The organism is Tamlana sp. s12 (assembly GCF_016767215.1).
Taxonomy (GTDB): domain Bacteria; phylum Bacteroidota; class Bacteroidia; order Flavobacteriales; family Flavobacteriaceae; genus Pseudotamlana; species Pseudotamlana agarivorans.
Window position 1 is genome coordinate 2159168 of record NZ_CP068547.1, and the last position, 15664, is coordinate 2174831.

Genomic DNA, 15664 nt, shown 5'->3' on the forward strand with positions numbered 1-15664 from the left:
ATTTTGAAGTTTATAAAACTTATCCGTTTAACATAACAGGCATAACTAGCATGGTAACTTGTTCGCCTTCATCTAAACCATCAACAGGCGTTAAAATTCCAGCGCGGTTTGGCATACTCATTTCTAGTTGTACATCATCAGAATTTAGGTTATTCAACATTTCAGTTAAGAAACGTGAGTTAAATCCGATTTGCATATCATCACCTTGGTAATCGCAAGTTAAACGCTCTTCGGCTTTGTTGCTGTAATCAATATCTTCTGCAGAAATATTAAGTTCGGCACCAGCAATTTTTAAACGAATTTGGTGTGTGGTTTTGTTAGAGAAAATACTAACACGACGTACAGAATTTAAAAATTGATTTCTGCTAATCACCAGTTTATTCGGATTCTCTTTTGGAATAACCGCTTCGTAATTTGGGTATTTACCATCAATTAGTCGGCAAATTAACTCTGAGTTCTCAAAAGTAAACTTGGCATTAGACTCATTGTATTCAATGGCTACTTCGTCTTCACTAGCAGCTAAAATACCTTTTAAAAGATTTAAAGGTTTCTTAGGCATAATGAATTCGGCAACCTGATTGGCTTTAATATCTTCACGGGTGTATTTCACTAACTTATGCGCATCGGTAGCAACAAAGGTTAAGCCTTCCGTAGAAAACTGAAAAAAGACACCACTCATTACCGGACGTAAATCGTCGTTTCCAGCGGCAAAAATAGTCTTGCTAATAGCAGTTGCTAAAACATCGCCAGTTACCACGGTTTTGCTTGGGTCTTCTAAAGCCACAGCCTTAGGGAATTCTTTACCATCAGCGTAAGCTAAAGCATATTTACCATGGTTAGAACTAATTTCGATGGTGTTGTTGTCTTCAACCACAAAGGTTAAAGGCTGCTCAGGAAAGGTTTTTAAAGTATCTAAGAGCAAACGTGCAGGAATTGCTATGCTACCTTGACTATCGCTCTCTACGTCTAATTTAGAAGCCATAGTGGTTTCTAAATCGCTAGCAGAAACGGTAAGTTCGTTTTGGTCTAGTTCAAACAAAAAATTATCTAAAATAGGTAAGGTATTCGAACTGTTAATCACACCTCCTAAAACCTGTAATTGCTTTAATAAATAAGTACTTGATACTATAAATTTCATCTGAGAATATTATGTTTGCTAAGCTGATTTTCAATGTGTTCCTGTAGTTTCTTAAAATTAAACTAGCAGTTTCACGCAAATCATTAAAATAAATAAACCTAGCTTTTATTGACATTATGCTTCATACAAATATATTCTAAACGGCTTATATTTGGAAACAAACTTATTAACATTTAAGCGGCGTATTTTTTCTTTCTGATATAGTTGAAAGCCATGCCGAAAATCGCGAGTAAAACCAGTGGTAGTACGATGTTTATAAGGCGCCACTTGGTTTTTTCGGCAGCTATTTTTTGCTGATCTAAAAAGGCAACGGCAATTTCTTTCGACCGAATGTTTATAAGTCCGTTATCATCTAGCAAATAATTTACGGCATTGAGTAAAAATTCTTTGTTCCCATACGTTTGCCCCGTCCAGCGGTCGAAACCTAATTCTTGCGGCACATGTCGTATCACATCGTTCTTTATAATGTCACCATCGGCGATAAGAATCATTTTTGTTTGTACACTTTTATCTTTGGAATTTGAAAGCTCAAAAGGCTTGATGCGGTTGCTGTAAACTGAGTTGAATGCGCCTTCGAGTAACACAGCTAAATTTTGGTTTCCGGCATTAAAAAGTTGCGGATTTTGTTCCTTAGTAACCAGTTCTAAACTAATTTTTCTCGGGGTACCTTCTAATTTTGATAGAGGTGCCGACTGCAACAAAATGGTCTTTTTTATGTCGTTTTTTAAGGTGTCGATTGGGTTTGCAAAATCAAACTTTATCAAGTTCAAATTGTTTACAATAGGGTGGTTGCTCTGACTTCCTGCAAGCGGGGAGTAGGGCCATTGCAAATGCTGAAATTGCGACTGACTCCCTTCACCAATGGCTAAAGTAATAGGTGCTGAATATAGGGTGCTTACCATTTCTGGATTCACACGAGCACCATATTTAAAGAAAAAATCGGTTAGGTTTAAATCTCTGGGGATGGCAACGTTACTGCCGTTAGCGTTGTATAAACTGTCCTTTTCCATGGCAATGGCATCGATAAGCCATAAGCTTTTGCCGCCGTTCATGGTGTATTGATCTAAAACGTACTTCTCTTCTTCGGAAAAAGCTTCGGTAGGTTTCGCCGAGATGATTAAATCGTAAGTCTCTAAATCGTGAAGCGTTTTTTGCGGATTGTTAGCAATGCTATCCAAAGTAAAGGGGGCAATAAAGTAGTAATTGCCTATTTTTTTTACAAAATCAGCGATGTATCGATCTTCAAGTTGCTTATTACCTTTTAAGATGGCAATTTTACGTTTTTTAGGCGTAGTGAGTTTGCTAAAACCATCGGCAAAAGCATATTCCAGATGCTGCACCGAATTGGTTACCAACTCTTGCTGAGTGGCTCCAATTTTGTTTTTTACTAACGGAATAATAACCGTTTGGTCGATATAACTGGCAAGGGCCCAAGGAAAAATAATGGCTTTTGACGATTTACCACTTTCGGTAACACTTAACTGCATAGGGGTTAAACCACGTTGAGTAAGTTGCTGGATGTTACGCTCGCGGGTGGCTTCATCTTCAACAGGGTTAATAAAGTTGAAAATGATGTTTTTGTTTTCAGCAGAAAACTCTTCAAGGAGTTGCTGTGTTTCCTTTTTTAGGCGTCTAAATTCTGAAGGGAAATCATCACCATCTAAAAACACATCAATAATAAGCGGCGCATCAACATGTTTTATAGTTTCAATCGCTGATTGGCTTAAGGTATAACGTTTATCGGCAGTCAAATCAAAACGTTCAAAAACAAAACTGCTTATGAGGTTAATCCCAATTAAGGCGATTATAAGAAGGGCTATATTTTTGATAGTGTTATTCAAAGGTTTTCTCTAATTTGTAGGTTCTTAGGGCAGTTACTTTGTCGTTAGTAAACAGCAATTCAATGCATTCTTGGTCTTTGTTAAAAGCACCAGGCTTAAATCCTAAATTATAATTCCATTGGTCTTCAGAATTGGCTTTGATGCTATCATCCCAACCATACCATTCGCTTTCACCAAGCAGCTGTTTCACTTCTCTTTTGGGTTTTCCTATAAGTAAACTGTCTTCTATAATATTATGGAGCATCTCAAAACGCAATTCAGGATCTTCCTCCCAAGCTTCAGCATTGAAATACTTTTCATGATGGTAGTTGCTGAAAATATTGATAACGGGATAGAATATATAAAAGTACACCAAAGGTGTTAAAGCCAAACTGACTATAAAAGTAAGCCATTTGCGTTTATCTATGGTATTTATAAACAGCCAAACCAGAACGAATACAATAAGTAATGAGATAATAAAAAGCGGAGTTAAAACCATGGTTATGCTTTATTCAAATTTATTTTAGTTAGCATTAAAAAGAATAGCGTTAAGCTTATAAAATAGACCAAATCTCTCGTGTCAATCACACCACGACTCATGCTTTTAAAATGCGCGCTCATGCCTAATTGATTAATAAAATCATTAGAAAGGAAGTCGGCAACACCTTCAAAACCGATATAAAAAATAAAACATATAAAAACAGCGGTAATAAAAGCTACAATTTGATTGTCGGATAAGGTCGAGGAAAATACGCCTATGGCTGTATAAGCCGCGATGAGAAATAGGAGTCCGAAATACGATCCCATAGTACTACCCATATCTAAATTTCCAACAGGATTCCCAAGTTCATAAACCGTATAAACGTACAGTAAGCTAGGTATAAGTGCAATAAGTATAAGTACAAAAGCGCCAAAATATTTCCCTAAAACTATATGGAATAATGAAATAGGTTTGGTAAGCAATAGCTCTAAAGTGCCTTGTTTTTTTTCATCTGAAAAACTACGCATCGTTACGGCCGGAATTAAGAAAATTAAAATCCAAGGCGTTAGTAAGAAAAAAGAAGACAAATCGGCAAAACCATAATCTAGAATATTGAATTCCCCCTTAAACAACCACAGAAATAAGCCGTTAAGCGTTAAAAAAATAGCAATAACCAAATATCCAATTGGCGAGGCAAAAAATGAATTTATTTCTTTTCTTAATATGGCGAACATTTAGTTTTGTTAAAAGTTAAAAGTTAAAAGTTAAAAGTTAAAAGTTAAAAGTTTCTACTAGTTCCTGGTTGTTGGTTACTGGTTTTTGGTTGTTGGCTTCCGTCTCCCGTCATTTTTCCCTATTCTAACAAACATACCCCTTTTATTATTATTCGAAATCAGAAATTTTATGAACCTGCTGCGGGTAATCGACATCCTGTAAATTAATAGGATCCGGAATAAACTTAATGCTTATCGCGTCCATGAGTCCGAGTCCGAGAAGGGTAGAAGCACTACCAACGGTGGCACTATTACTTTTATAAACGGCAATTTCTAAAAAATCACCAGAATTAAAAACCACTAAGCGTCTGCCTTCATCATGACGTTTGTTTTCTGGAATGTCAAAATTAACAATATCACTGTATTTATGGTATATAGTTTTAAAGGTGTAATGACGCGCTGTAATTTCAAAACGTCTTCCTTTTTGTACGCTTTCAAAAAAATGACGCTTAATATTGGTCACCACATTCCCGTAGTTATCAATATAAATCACCGAACCAATAATTTGGGTTTTATCGTCATTAACGTAAGGCGTAATATTTTTAATAGGTTTAATACCTGAAATGTTTTTTCCAATCACATCTAACGTACCACCACGAGCAATATGGCAGGCCACCTGCACAAAAACATCCAACACCGTAAAACTACTTGTTATTTTATCGTGAATATTAATTTCTACAATCTGTTCGGGAGCAATTTCCGAGCAAATCATACTCATAATACCATTGTTAGCACACACAAAATAATGTCCATCTAGCTTAACAGCGATGTGTTTGTTTTCCGGATTTAGCTCCGAATCAATACCAATAATATGGATGGTGCCTTTAGGAAAACTATTGTATGCATTCTGAATGATGTAAGCCGCCTCAGGAATGTTAAAAGGTGATACAGCATGTGAGATATCAACAATTTTAACATCAGAAAGTTCGCTGTAAATAGCACCTCGTGTAGCGCCAGCAAAGTAATCTTTCTCTCCGAAATCAGTTGTTAGTGTAATAATTGCCATGGGCAAATTGTTGATATGTTTTTAACGTTAAGTCCCTCAATTTTACTTAAATTTGAGAGAGTCATGAATAAGATACAAACCTACAAATTTTCATTTTCGTTTTTATAATTTAAATGAAAAATATAAGGCCATAAAATCTTATTCATTAAATTAGAAGCACAGAAAAACAACAGAACAGCTATACATTAATTTTTAACCTAAAACCACGCCTTTGAACGAAATAATCATCGAACTTGAAGAGATTTCTCCAAAAGATTTTTTTGGAGCACAAAACACGAATATTGAACTTCTAAAAAAGTACTTTCCTAAATTAAAAATTGTAGCCCGCGGGAATAAAATTAAAGCTTTTGGTGATGAAGAATTACTGGAAGAATTTGATAGACGCCTCACCATGCTCCTAAAGCATTTTGCAAAATATAATAAGCTCGACGAAAATGCCATCGAGCGTGTTTTAACCAGTCAAAGTAGCGATGATTATACCACCTCCGAAAAAAGTGGCGAAGTTATCGTGCATGGGGTTAGCGGCCGACTCATAAAAGCTCAAACGCCAAATCAGCGTAAAATGGTAGAGCTCATGCGTAAAAACGATATGGTTTTTGCCATCGGTCCAGCAGGAACAGGAAAAACCTATACCGGCGTAGCCTTGGCTGTTCAAGCTTTAAAAAACAAGGAAGTTAAGCGTATCATTTTAACCCGTCCAGCGGTAGAGGCAGGGGAGAATTTAGGATTCCTTCCGGGCGATTTAAAAGAAAAATTGGACCCTTACATGCAGCCTTTATACGATGCGCTAAGGGATATGATTGCTCCCGAAAAACTCGCGCATTATATTGAAAACGGTACCATTCAAATCGCGCCATTGGCCTTTATGCGTGGACGAACCTTAGATAATGCCTTCGTGATTTTAGATGAAGGGCAAAACACTACCCACGCCCAAATGAAAATGTTTTTAACCCGTATGGGAAAAAACGCCAAGTTCCTATTAACGGGCGATCCTGGTCAAATCGATTTGCCACGCCGTACCATTTCCGGACTTAAAGAAGCTTTACTCATCTTAAAAAATGTGGAAGGTGTGGGCATGATTTTCCTAGACGATAAAGATGTTATTCGTCATAAACTCGTTAAAAAAGTTATTGAAGCCTATAAAAGCATTGAAAACGCGGACTAAAGAAATCATAATTTTTTTTCAGGAGCAGAAACCTGCTTTCCGTTTTATCTTTTTCGCCCTTTAGGGGCAAAAAAGGATGCCACTTCAATCAGGGCTAGGGGCACGAACATAAAGATAAAGGCCTGAAAAACCATGATACGTGGTTGATAACATTAAAATATTAAAAAGCATAAAAGATGATGGTTGTGAAAAACATACCATCATCTTTTTTTAAGATTAACCCCAAAATTGTATAGATTTTGATTTTTAAGGTTGAATTAAAAATTTTAAAGGAGTATATGTTTGAAATACTTTTGTTGGTTTTAATTTAGAAAACAAGAAATATGACAGATCCTGCATCATTAGCAAAAACCATCGAAAGCGCTTCAAAAGTTGCAAACACACCTTTATTTACTACAGTAATCGATAAAATAACTGGATTTAGATTGAGCAAATGGGCCGCGGAAGGTGAAGTAAGGAAAAAACTCATTCATGATGAATACGAGAAAGCTAAAGAGGGAGGTATAATGGGGATGCAGTACATTGAATACATGAGGAACACCGAAAATTTAATTGATACTGCAGTAAAAAGTTCAAAATATATAGAAGCTGGTAAACCGAATGAAATCAAAATGGATAATGATTTCTTTTGGAATACAATTGAGCACTCTAAAACAGTTTCTAATGAGGATATGCAAGAGCTTATAGCCAAAATAATTGCTGGTGAATATAATGAACCCGGCACTTATTCTATGAGTACACTGCAAATACTTAAGATGCTCGGAAAAAGTGAACTTGAATTATTCGAAAGAATTTGTTCATTGTGTGTTAATGATGACCAGATACCTCAAAATATTTTTTCATTGCCAGAAAGTATCAGACCTGTTTTGAATTCACTTGGTATAGATTTCAGTAGTCTTCAAACTTTGCAATCGTTGGGCCTATTCCTACCCAACGATATGAGTAGAAATTTAAACAACCCTGAAAAGAAAAAATTCGCTTTAAAATATTTCGATCAAAAAATCAGATTTGAACCAACGCATGAAAAGCAATTTGATATTGAAATGCCAAGTTTTTACGGTTTGTCATTAAACGGAAAACAGATAATTAAACACCTGAACCCTAAATTTATTAATGAATACTTTGAATGGTTAAAGACAAATTATAAAATCAAGAACTATAAATTAATGGAAAATAACTAACACCAACAATAGTTATAAGTAATTGCTTGCTCTCGCCTCTTTCTAAAAATCCTCTTGGATTTTCAGTTTGGTGTGTACTTGCAAAGTTTAGTTCTAGGCCACGTAACGACTCATAGCTGAGACCGTTAGCTGTAATCCCCCATAGAACCCCAAAAACTCCTCAGTACGTAAGTTAACGTAAAATTGAGTAAATTGAAGCAGAAAGTTTTAATAATTATGAAAAAATCGGATATTTATAAACCACTGATTTTTAGAAACATAATTTTACGTTAGTCAGAATATGACAAAAGAGACCCTAAAATTTATATATTTTATTGATTTAAACGAACCTATTGTTTGTTTAAATCTAATAAATACAAATCAGATAAGTTCTCCTACACTCGCTCATTATCATTCTTATAGAACTGAATACCCTCTTTATAAAATAACTCCTGATGAACTTTTAACAGATATAAACTCAACCCAATTTGGGTTTGTTTCTCCGAGGTTTCAATATATAATAATATCAAATTGGGCAACAAATGGGTTAAAAGTAGGAATTGGAACAATTAACACAAAATTTTATTCAAATTCCGATATTGAACGAATTCATAAAATAGCAAAACTTGAGGTTGAATTTGAAAAGGTTAGGAGACAAATTAATTCAAATTTGCCAAGTAGATTGACTTGTATTTTTGTCGCGGAAGATGATATTGACGGAAGAAATATGTTAAGAAATATGTTTTTTAATAGAACAAAATTTCACATAGCACCTGTAGTTTTGAATTCAATAAAATCACATAAAGCAGATTCAAAATGGATTACGGATTACGAAAAGACTAAAAAAATCAGTTCAATTGTAAAATACTGGCAAGGAATAGACTTTGATAAACATCATCAATATGAATATTTAATTGAAGGAGTTGTTAGGTTGGAAAACAAAGAAGATAGAGAAATAATAAAAACGGAATTCAATAGTGAAAAATACTACAGCTAACACCGGATAAATTTATTACTAGTTTATCCTAACTTACGAAAAACCTCTCTGATTTTCTATTCGCTTTTATTTGCTAAATTGCATGTTTGACCAAACAACAAACCATATACAACAACGTGTTAGGTAATCCTTCATAGAAACCCAATAATTCCTCGGTACGTTGGCTAACGAAAAATTGAGTAAATAGGAGCTGAATATATTAATAAATGTGAGAAAATTGAACAGTTTTAAACTGTTGATTTTCAAAGATATATTGTTGGATTAGTCAGGATTAAACAAAGATCTCGAATAAATGAATTGGATACAGATTTACAATAGAATTTTTGAATTGATAAATATTCAAGGCAATACTTATTACGGAGGAACAAAATTTTTAAATATCATTAAAGAAGTTAATTATAATGTCCCATCTTATATAAATTGTATAGAGCAACGTAGGGCTGAAAACAAAAGTACAAGCAGAAGAGATTACTTTTTTGACCTAATAATGGAACAACCTGAAAATGAAAGAATTCAAATAGTAAATTCTATTATTGGCGCGATTGGTCATATAGAACCAGAAAGAACGGCTTCCATTCGCGACTTAATTGAGCCTGTAAATCATTTAAAAGTTCCACAGGCTGAAATCCCAATTAATTTATGGAATGCAGATAGACTAATAGATTATTTAGAGAGAATGGATTTAGCTATAACAAAGGTAATTATGAATTGTATTAACACTCACTTATACTTGGTTGGAAAGGTTCTATAAATCATTTATTAGAGAAAAAATTGCTGCTCAAATAAATCTTAATGAATTAACACCTATGGCTGTACAAATAAAAAATTATTTAAAAATGGAACTTGAAACAAACAATATTGGATATCCTGAACAAGTAATTATTCTTATTTCTACAGTTACAAATGTCGTTGCTAAAGCAAGAAATAATTTTAGCGATTCTCATAGTGGAAATCGTGCAGAAAAATGGGTCGCAATATTTATTCGTGACAATGTAAATTCAATTGTAAAAATGATATTAAACTTTATATAAATAAACAATATGGAAACTAAATCACAAAACATTTCACTTAAAGCAATATTAATAATAATGGCAGTTGGAATTTGGGCAGTTGTACTTCAAAACGCAGGAATAATACCGACGAAACAAAACGTATACTTGAAAGGTGGATATGTAAATGTATCAGGAAATGTTGGTGTTTCGGGTAGCGTTGATGTTGATAATACTGTTGATATTAATATTAGTGAAGTTAATGGCTGGGGTGCTAAAGCGTATAGTAATGGCTTATTAGGTGTTTATGATCCTTATCAAAACTAAACAATCGCCCTCAAAGTATAAAAAAATAGAGGTTTAGTAGCTATAACAAGAGTAAATATGCTAAAGGCTTGTGTTTAAATGAAAAGTTAGTTTGTGTAAACCCGCTAATTTCTTGTCCGAGATCGTTGAGGGTAATTAAGCAGTTCTAATATGGGGAAGCCTACAAATACTTTAATTAGTTTATGAATAAGATTAAAAAATATATTGGTATAATTAAATGGTTCGACCAATTAAAAGGATTTGGAGTTATAGTGAATCATGAAAATAAGGAGTTTTTTATCCATAAATCGAACATTTTAGATTCTCCTGATAAGATTTTAAAAGCTACTTCCTTTGTTTTTGAAGAAGGAAGTAAAAAAAAGGGAAAGTCCTCCCCAGCAGTAAATTGTACGATCCCCAAAACACAAAATGATTTTAATCTAGCAATGGAATTAATTGGGAAACCACGAACTGTTGGCATTGAGGTTAAAATTATAGGGAAGAGCAGTTGGGGTAATTCATATACCAAAAGAGAATTGGGTAAATATGATATTTTAAATTATTTTTTATATAAAGTACTCAAAGATAAAAGTAAATCAGATATTATTGATTTTTTTAGAGATGCATTCAATGAAAATATTACAGGTTGGGGAATAAGTGAAATAACCGATTTTTATAGGGTTACAAAAAATAGAATCAATGCTTTAAAACTTGAACCAGAGGGGACAGAAAATAAAACCGAAAGATTCACGGGAATGAATGAAGGAAATTATAAAGTAATAAAGCATTTAATTGATTATTATAATGCTAATATAAGTAGTAAAATTTCCGTTCAATTATGGAAGTCTGGAGATTTGGACTATTCTGAAAATAGTAAATTGAATATTGACCAAGGTTTTTACCTAAAGAAAGATCTACCCTTTGATCAAAATTATTTAGTTGAACATATTAGTTTGTTAAATGCTGCAGATTTTAAAAACATATCTAAATATAACATTCGAGATGAAGTAAATTTGAAATTAATTAATTCTTTTTTTTCAGATATTATTTCAAATATCGAAACTTTAAAAGAAAAAGTAGAGGTTTACAATATCCTGGATTCAAGTCAAAGAGAAGAATTGTTTAAAATGATTTTGACAAATATTACCTCAGGTTTATTATTTGATGTTTGGAGTAATAAAAGATTGTTTGTTGATTATGAAACAAAAAAACTTAGATTATATTTTCCCGATTCTGCAGATTATTTCATTGACGAAAAAATTTTATTTGAAAACTGCTCTAGTATTGGTTTTGATTTAATTAAAAGAATCAAAACTTTAAATGGAGAAAGTACTAAGCAAATCTTTTCAATTTTAAAATTGAAAGTTGAAAGAAAATTAATCGATACTGAAAATTTAATAGAAAATATAAAAGCAATTAAACTATTAAAAGGAAGTGAGCAAAATATCATTCTTCAATTAATTTTTCCTCAGTTAGTTGACGAACAAATTTCTTTATTAATTGAAAATAATTTTTTACAGTTTAGTGAAAAACAATGTGCTTTATTGAATTTTTCACTTGATATTGATGATAACACAAAAACAAGATTCATCAATGTTATTGCTGGGGACTATAAGATTGAAATAAGAAAAAGATTAAGGCTATTAAAAATATTAAGTGAAGACGCTTTAAAATCTTTCTCAGTTAAATATATAAAGGAATTTAATGATGCGGAAAAATTGATTTTTACATCCTTTTGCGATGATTTAAACGTATTTATTGCTATTTGTAATAATTGGTTGTTTGAAAATGTATATTTAACACGAAAACTTTTAGTGTATGGTGGTAAAAATAACTTTAGTCTATCTGAACGATTCCAAGCAAAGTTGTTAGGTCAATTTAAAATATTTTCTAATAAGGCTAAACTTGAAATATTAAGATATTATCTCCATGACCCTTTTATATGTTTATGTATAGAATCATTTGATTTCTCATTTCCGGATGAAGTTGAAATGCTTTTTACTCTAATTGATCCTGGAGTGAATTATAAAGAAGAAATCATTGAGGTATTCGATAATCAAAAAAATAATATTTCAATACTAGATTTATTTGCACTTTCAAAACTATTTAAAAAATACAATTTATATTTTGATAACTCAGACTTGGAAATACGTTTTCAACAAACTTTAAAATCTGAAGAACTTATAGGTTTAGTGGATTTTTTAGCAAAATTAAAAGGTGAGGATTTTAAATTAACTGAAACGCAAATAGTAAATTACATAAATTGTAAGTTACCAGAGAATGATGCATTGTGTCTTAATATAATTCCACTTGTTATTAGTTCTAATTTATTAATTTCTATTCTTAACAAATGCACGTCGTTAGTTGATAGTTCTAAACACCTTAATAGTCTATCAAATAATAAAATTTTCAAGAATCTATCCGAGGAATTTATAAAAGAGCATTTAATGAATTACCTTGAGAAAGAGCCGATAAAAATATTGGACTTAGCATTAATTCACTTTAAAAATCTATACGTATATTTTGCAGACAGAATTTTATTAAATAATAAAGTTTTTATAGGTTTTCATAGTCTGCTTCTAAAAAAATCCAAAGAAATAAATGCTGTATTTGATGAGAAAGATAACGATCTTAATATTCTCACCCGTTCTTTTAATGATCCTCTTAACGAATGCAATATTGCTAAGTTACAAGATCTATTTGTTAGACATAAATATGCTTTTCAGTCAGATTTTATAAAGTTTAATGCTTATCTAGTGTATAAGAATCATCAATCAGTTCTAAAATTTAAGAAAATATTATCATCATATGAGTTTACTGAGTTAAGTGCATTGTTGATCAATAGCTTTATTTTATATCCAGTCAAATCAAGAAGTGAGTTAATGTCTTTAATGAATCGTATCCTAAAGGAACATTTCAATTTATTAACAAAAAATATAGTGACAATTGATACTTATATTAATATTTACTCAATAAGAAATTTAGTAAAAAAATGTAATGGAAGAAAAAAATATTCAGGTATTAATTTTTGGCAGAGTGGTCAAGCATCTAGATTTTATACAAAAGGATACCATTTTTTAATTTCAGGGGAGAGCGAGGATATATATTGTGAGGGGCGATTTTGGAAGTCTCAACACTTTTATAATTCTGAAACGAATAAACCGACTGAAGAACTATATGACTTTTATTGGTGTAAAAATGCAGTGTGTGCTGGTGTTAATGATAAAATAGAGTTTGGAAATGAATATGAAAATTGGACTTTGATAGAGTTAAATGAATTATTTAATATAAATTTAGATAGATTGGCATTTATTTACTTGGCAGGCTGGTTAAATCGTATGCAAACAATCTTTGATAGGCTAATATGCATGGAATGTTGTCAATATTTACGTCCTAAAAATTATAAACCTCATTTACTAGGGTATTATGCCGTTCCTCTATTTTGCTGTGTTAATGATAAATGCCAGTCATTCAATAAGCCTATAAGATTCACACACTGTAGAGGGTGTGGGAAAATTTTGGATAGTAGAGAATGTAAAGTATGTTCTACTTGTAAATGGTTGATTTGTGATGACAAAACTTGTAATAAATGTGGATGTGGAGCCAATCATACTCCCGTATTTGTTGAATATGAATAAATACCATCACCTGTTATTTTGTATGAGCAATAACGGAAGTATCTAATTTTACCGCCGTAATTTGCTATAAATGCATGTCGGTAAGATAGTGTGAGTAATATTCGAGATAGTATTGCTCAAACAATTTATCTTTGTGCAAAACCTTGATATTAAATAAACAACACCAATCACATGAAAACAAAACAACCTCTAGATTTTAAAATTTTGAAACTCGCAATTTTGCCATTAGTACTTTTGTTTTTTGGAAGTGGGGTAGAAGCACAATCAGGAAATGGTGTAAAAAAAATATCAGGAAAACTAGATTACAAAAGTTATTTGATTCCTAAATATTACCATAGTCCCACCTTTGCGTTAATGGATTTTTCCTATGCTATTAAAGGCGATGCCGATAGTTTATTTGTACCTATAAAAAGTCAGATTTTAGGACGCTCTACAAGTCCTATTTATCCTTCACCAACAACTTTCGAAATAGATTTACCCATCCAACCAAATGCGAGGTTCGTCAATTTTGATAAGAAAAACAGCTCTAAACAAGGTGTGCAAGTTTTTTATACGCAAATAGGACTGAATATGTATGGTGATTCCTATTTAGATCAATTAGAGCAAAACGGGTATCAATCGGTAACATTAAATTCTGAAACGGAACAAATTTCAAAAGGCACCCTTTTAATTTATGCATCCGACAATAAGCAGGTATTTCCTAAAAATTGGGGTAAGGATAAAAAAATGTTTACAGCCGATGACGAAGTAACCAATCTGGAAACAGGCTATACTTTGGCCACTATAAAAGGTGATGGTTCTATTCAATTTAGTCGTGACTCTATTGGTGTTATGGATTTATTGGAGCCAACAGCCAAAAACGATGCGCCAGATTTTTCTGAAATGGGCTTGGTTGAAGCTTATAATGCACTTATCGATCTCCTAAAAGAACGTTATGCTTATACAAAAAAGAGAAACTTGGATTGGGAAAAAATTAGAGCCAAGTATCTGGATGAGATTAAAGACGCGGAAAAAAGAAAGGATACTGGAGATTATTTTATTGCTATAAAAGATTTGTCTATTTCACTTAAAGATGCCCATGTACAAACATCGAGTTATGATATGGCCTTAGTGAGTAAGTACTATAAAAAACTGGGAGAACTTTGGGGAGGATCGCTTGGTGTGTCTGTTGTCGAACTAACAGATGGTCGTTTTGTAGTTACAACAATAGCAGAAAACTCATCTGCTAAAAAAGCGGGTTGGGTAGTAGGTACCGAAATACTAAGTGTTAATGGAAAGACACCAGCAGAACATATGGAGGATATCCCTATTAATACCAGTAAAGGCACGGATGAATCTATTGCTTTAGAACGCATAAACTTCTTTTTCAATTTTCCGATAGGCACCAATGTTGGTGTAGCTTTTAAGAATCCTAATCAAACGAAACCTCAAAAAGTTCAATTAGTTACCCAGGATGCTGACAGTTTCACTTATCCCGAAAAATCTTGCGACCGTAATGAGACTGATTCACAAATAAGTTATAAGTTTTTCAATGAGGGCAATATTGGCTACATCCGATGGAAAAATTTTGAGGAAATACCTGTTACTTTGGCGACCTATGAGGATTTTTTATTAAAAGTAAATGATAGAAAAGGCATAATTATAGATTTAAGAGGTAATTCTGGAGGCCTCCTTATTTTGATGTATACGATGACTTCTTATTTTTTTTCAGAGCAAAATCCAGCACCGCTTAATTGGTTAGATTTATATAATTACGATCCGAGACAGCACGATTTTATAAAAGCAGGAAGTAATAATATGAAAATCTATACACCGAACTCAAACCTCTATTACTCTGGTAAAATAGTTGTTTTAGTGGATGATAAATCGGCTAGTGCTGCCGAATATTTTTCACAATATTTACAATCTCAAAACAGAGCCACCGTTATTGCTGAACATGGTACTGAAGGTGCTGGTGGTATTTTAGCGGTGGTTACATTACCTAAAAAACAAATGTTTACTTACACAGGTGGTCAAACCTATTTTGCGAATACCAAAGAAGTTAATTTAGAAGGAAAAGGTGTGACACCAGATATTCGGGTTCCAATCACCTTAGAAAATGAATTAAAAAAACAACAATGTGAAGATGTAGTGCTTCAAACCGCTATTGAGTTTTTAACGGCTGATAAAGAATAAATGGGGTAATTTGCTA

At 32.7% G+C, this 15664-nt stretch carries 13 protein-coding genes; 8 read left to right on the plus strand and 5 right to left on the minus strand.

Going from position 1 to position 15664, the window contains the following annotated elements; translation table 11 throughout:
• Nucleotides 1-19: 19 nt before the first annotated feature.
• The 5 genes from dnaN to JJL45_RS09550 form a co-directional block, all read right to left on the minus strand.
• Complete coding sequence (gene dnaN, locus JJL45_RS09530; RefSeq protein ID WP_067147658.1) at nt 20-1138, minus strand: DNA polymerase III subunit beta; 1119 nt, start codon at nt 1136-1138, stop codon at nt 20-22.
• Between the two features lie 173 nt (nt 1139-1311).
• On the minus strand, nt 1312-2979 hold the full coding sequence (gene gldG, locus JJL45_RS09535; RefSeq protein WP_082935978.1) for a gliding motility-associated ABC transporter substrate-binding protein GldG: 1668 nt from the start codon (nt 2977-2979) through the stop codon (nt 1312-1314).
• Nucleotides 2972-3457, minus strand: a complete 486-nt coding sequence (locus tag JJL45_RS09540; RefSeq protein ID WP_068604385.1) for a hypothetical protein — start codon at nt 3455-3457, stop codon at nt 2972-2974. The genes gldG and JJL45_RS09540 overlap by 8 nt, the downstream gene beginning before the upstream one ends.
• A 2-nt stretch (nt 3458-3459) precedes the next feature.
• Nucleotides 3460-4173 carry a gliding motility-associated ABC transporter permease subunit GldF gene (gene gldF / locus JJL45_RS09545; protein WP_068604384.1) on the minus strand — a complete coding sequence of 238 codons (714 nt, stop codon included), beginning with the start codon at nt 4171-4173 and terminating at the stop codon, nt 3460-3462.
• A 148-nt stretch (nt 4174-4321) separates the two neighbouring features.
• Complete coding sequence (locus JJL45_RS09550; protein WP_068604382.1) at nt 4322-5218, minus strand: S-adenosyl-l-methionine hydroxide adenosyltransferase family protein; 897 nt, start codon at nt 5216-5218, stop codon at nt 4322-4324.
• Nucleotides 5219-5429: 211 nt separating this feature from the next.
• Here JJL45_RS09550 and JJL45_RS09555 point away from each other — a divergent pair, with 211 nt between their 5' ends.
• From JJL45_RS09555 to JJL45_RS09590, 8 genes are all read left to right on the plus strand, one after another.
• Nucleotides 5430-6383: a PhoH family protein gene (locus tag JJL45_RS09555; RefSeq protein WP_067147670.1), complete on the plus strand. Its 954-nt coding sequence runs from the start codon at nt 5430-5432 to the stop codon at nt 6381-6383.
• A 323-nt stretch (nt 6384-6706) separates the two neighbouring features.
• On the plus strand, nt 6707-7564 hold the full coding sequence (locus JJL45_RS09560; RefSeq protein ID WP_068604380.1) for a DUF2806 domain-containing protein: 858 nt from the start codon (nt 6707-6709) through the stop codon (nt 7562-7564).
• Nucleotides 7565-7844: 280 nt separating this feature from the next.
• Nucleotides 7845-8540, plus strand: a complete 696-nt coding sequence (locus JJL45_RS09565; protein WP_068604379.1) for a DUF2441 domain-containing protein — start codon at nt 7845-7847, stop codon at nt 8538-8540.
• Between the two features lie 292 nt (nt 8541-8832).
• Nucleotides 8833-9291: a hypothetical protein gene (locus JJL45_RS09570; RefSeq protein ID WP_068604377.1), complete on the plus strand. Its 459-nt coding sequence runs from the start codon at nt 8833-8835 to the stop codon at nt 9289-9291.
• Between the two features lie 55 nt (nt 9292-9346).
• Nucleotides 9347-9571, plus strand: a complete 225-nt coding sequence (locus tag JJL45_RS09575) for a hypothetical protein (RefSeq protein ID WP_202664120.1) — start codon at nt 9347-9349, stop codon at nt 9569-9571.
• 9 nt (nt 9572-9580) lie between these two features.
• On the plus strand, nt 9581-9856 hold the full coding sequence (locus tag JJL45_RS09580) for a hypothetical protein (RefSeq protein ID WP_068604374.1): 276 nt from the start codon (nt 9581-9583) through the stop codon (nt 9854-9856).
• A gap of 182 nt (nt 9857-10038) precedes the next feature.
• On the plus strand, nt 10039-13473 hold the full coding sequence (locus JJL45_RS09585; RefSeq protein WP_068604372.1) for a cold shock domain-containing protein: 3435 nt from the start codon (nt 10039-10041) through the stop codon (nt 13471-13473).
• Between the two features lie 171 nt (nt 13474-13644).
• Nucleotides 13645-15648: a S41 family peptidase gene (locus JJL45_RS09590; RefSeq protein WP_068604370.1), complete on the plus strand. Its 2004-nt coding sequence runs from the start codon at nt 13645-13647 to the stop codon at nt 15646-15648.
• Nucleotides 15649-15664: the final 16 nt, after the last annotated feature.

Coding starts and splice junctions, on each gene's coding strand:
- dnaN (WP_067147658.1), bottom strand. CDS start 1,138: ATGAAATTTATAGTATCAAGTACTTATTTATTAAAGCAATTACAGGTT.
- JJL45_RS09540 (WP_068604385.1), bottom strand. CDS start 3,457: ATGGTTTTAACTCCGCTTTTTATTATCTCATTACTTATTGTATTCGTT.
- gldF (WP_068604384.1), bottom strand. CDS start 4,173: ATGTTCGCCATATTAAGAAAAGAAATAAATTCATTTTTTGCCTCGCCA.
- JJL45_RS09550 (WP_068604382.1), bottom strand. CDS start 5,218: ATGGCAATTATTACACTAACAACTGATTTCGGAGAGAAAGATTACTTT.
- JJL45_RS09560 (WP_068604380.1), top strand. CDS start 6,707: ATGACAGATCCTGCATCATTAGCAAAAACCATCGAAAGCGCTTCAAAA.
- JJL45_RS09565 (WP_068604379.1), top strand. CDS start 7,845: ATGACAAAAGAGACCCTAAAATTTATATATTTTATTGATTTAAACGAA.
- JJL45_RS09570 (WP_068604377.1), top strand. CDS start 8,833: ATGAATTGGATACAGATTTACAATAGAATTTTTGAATTGATAAATATT.
- JJL45_RS09575 (WP_202664120.1), top strand. CDS start 9,347: ATGGCTGTACAAATAAAAAATTATTTAAAAATGGAACTTGAAACAAAC.
- JJL45_RS09580 (WP_068604374.1), top strand. CDS start 9,581: ATGGAAACTAAATCACAAAACATTTCACTTAAAGCAATATTAATAATA.
- JJL45_RS09585 (WP_068604372.1), top strand. CDS start 10,039: ATGAATAAGATTAAAAAATATATTGGTATAATTAAATGGTTCGACCAA.
- JJL45_RS09590 (WP_068604370.1), top strand. CDS start 13,645: ATGAAAACAAAACAACCTCTAGATTTTAAAATTTTGAAACTCGCAATT.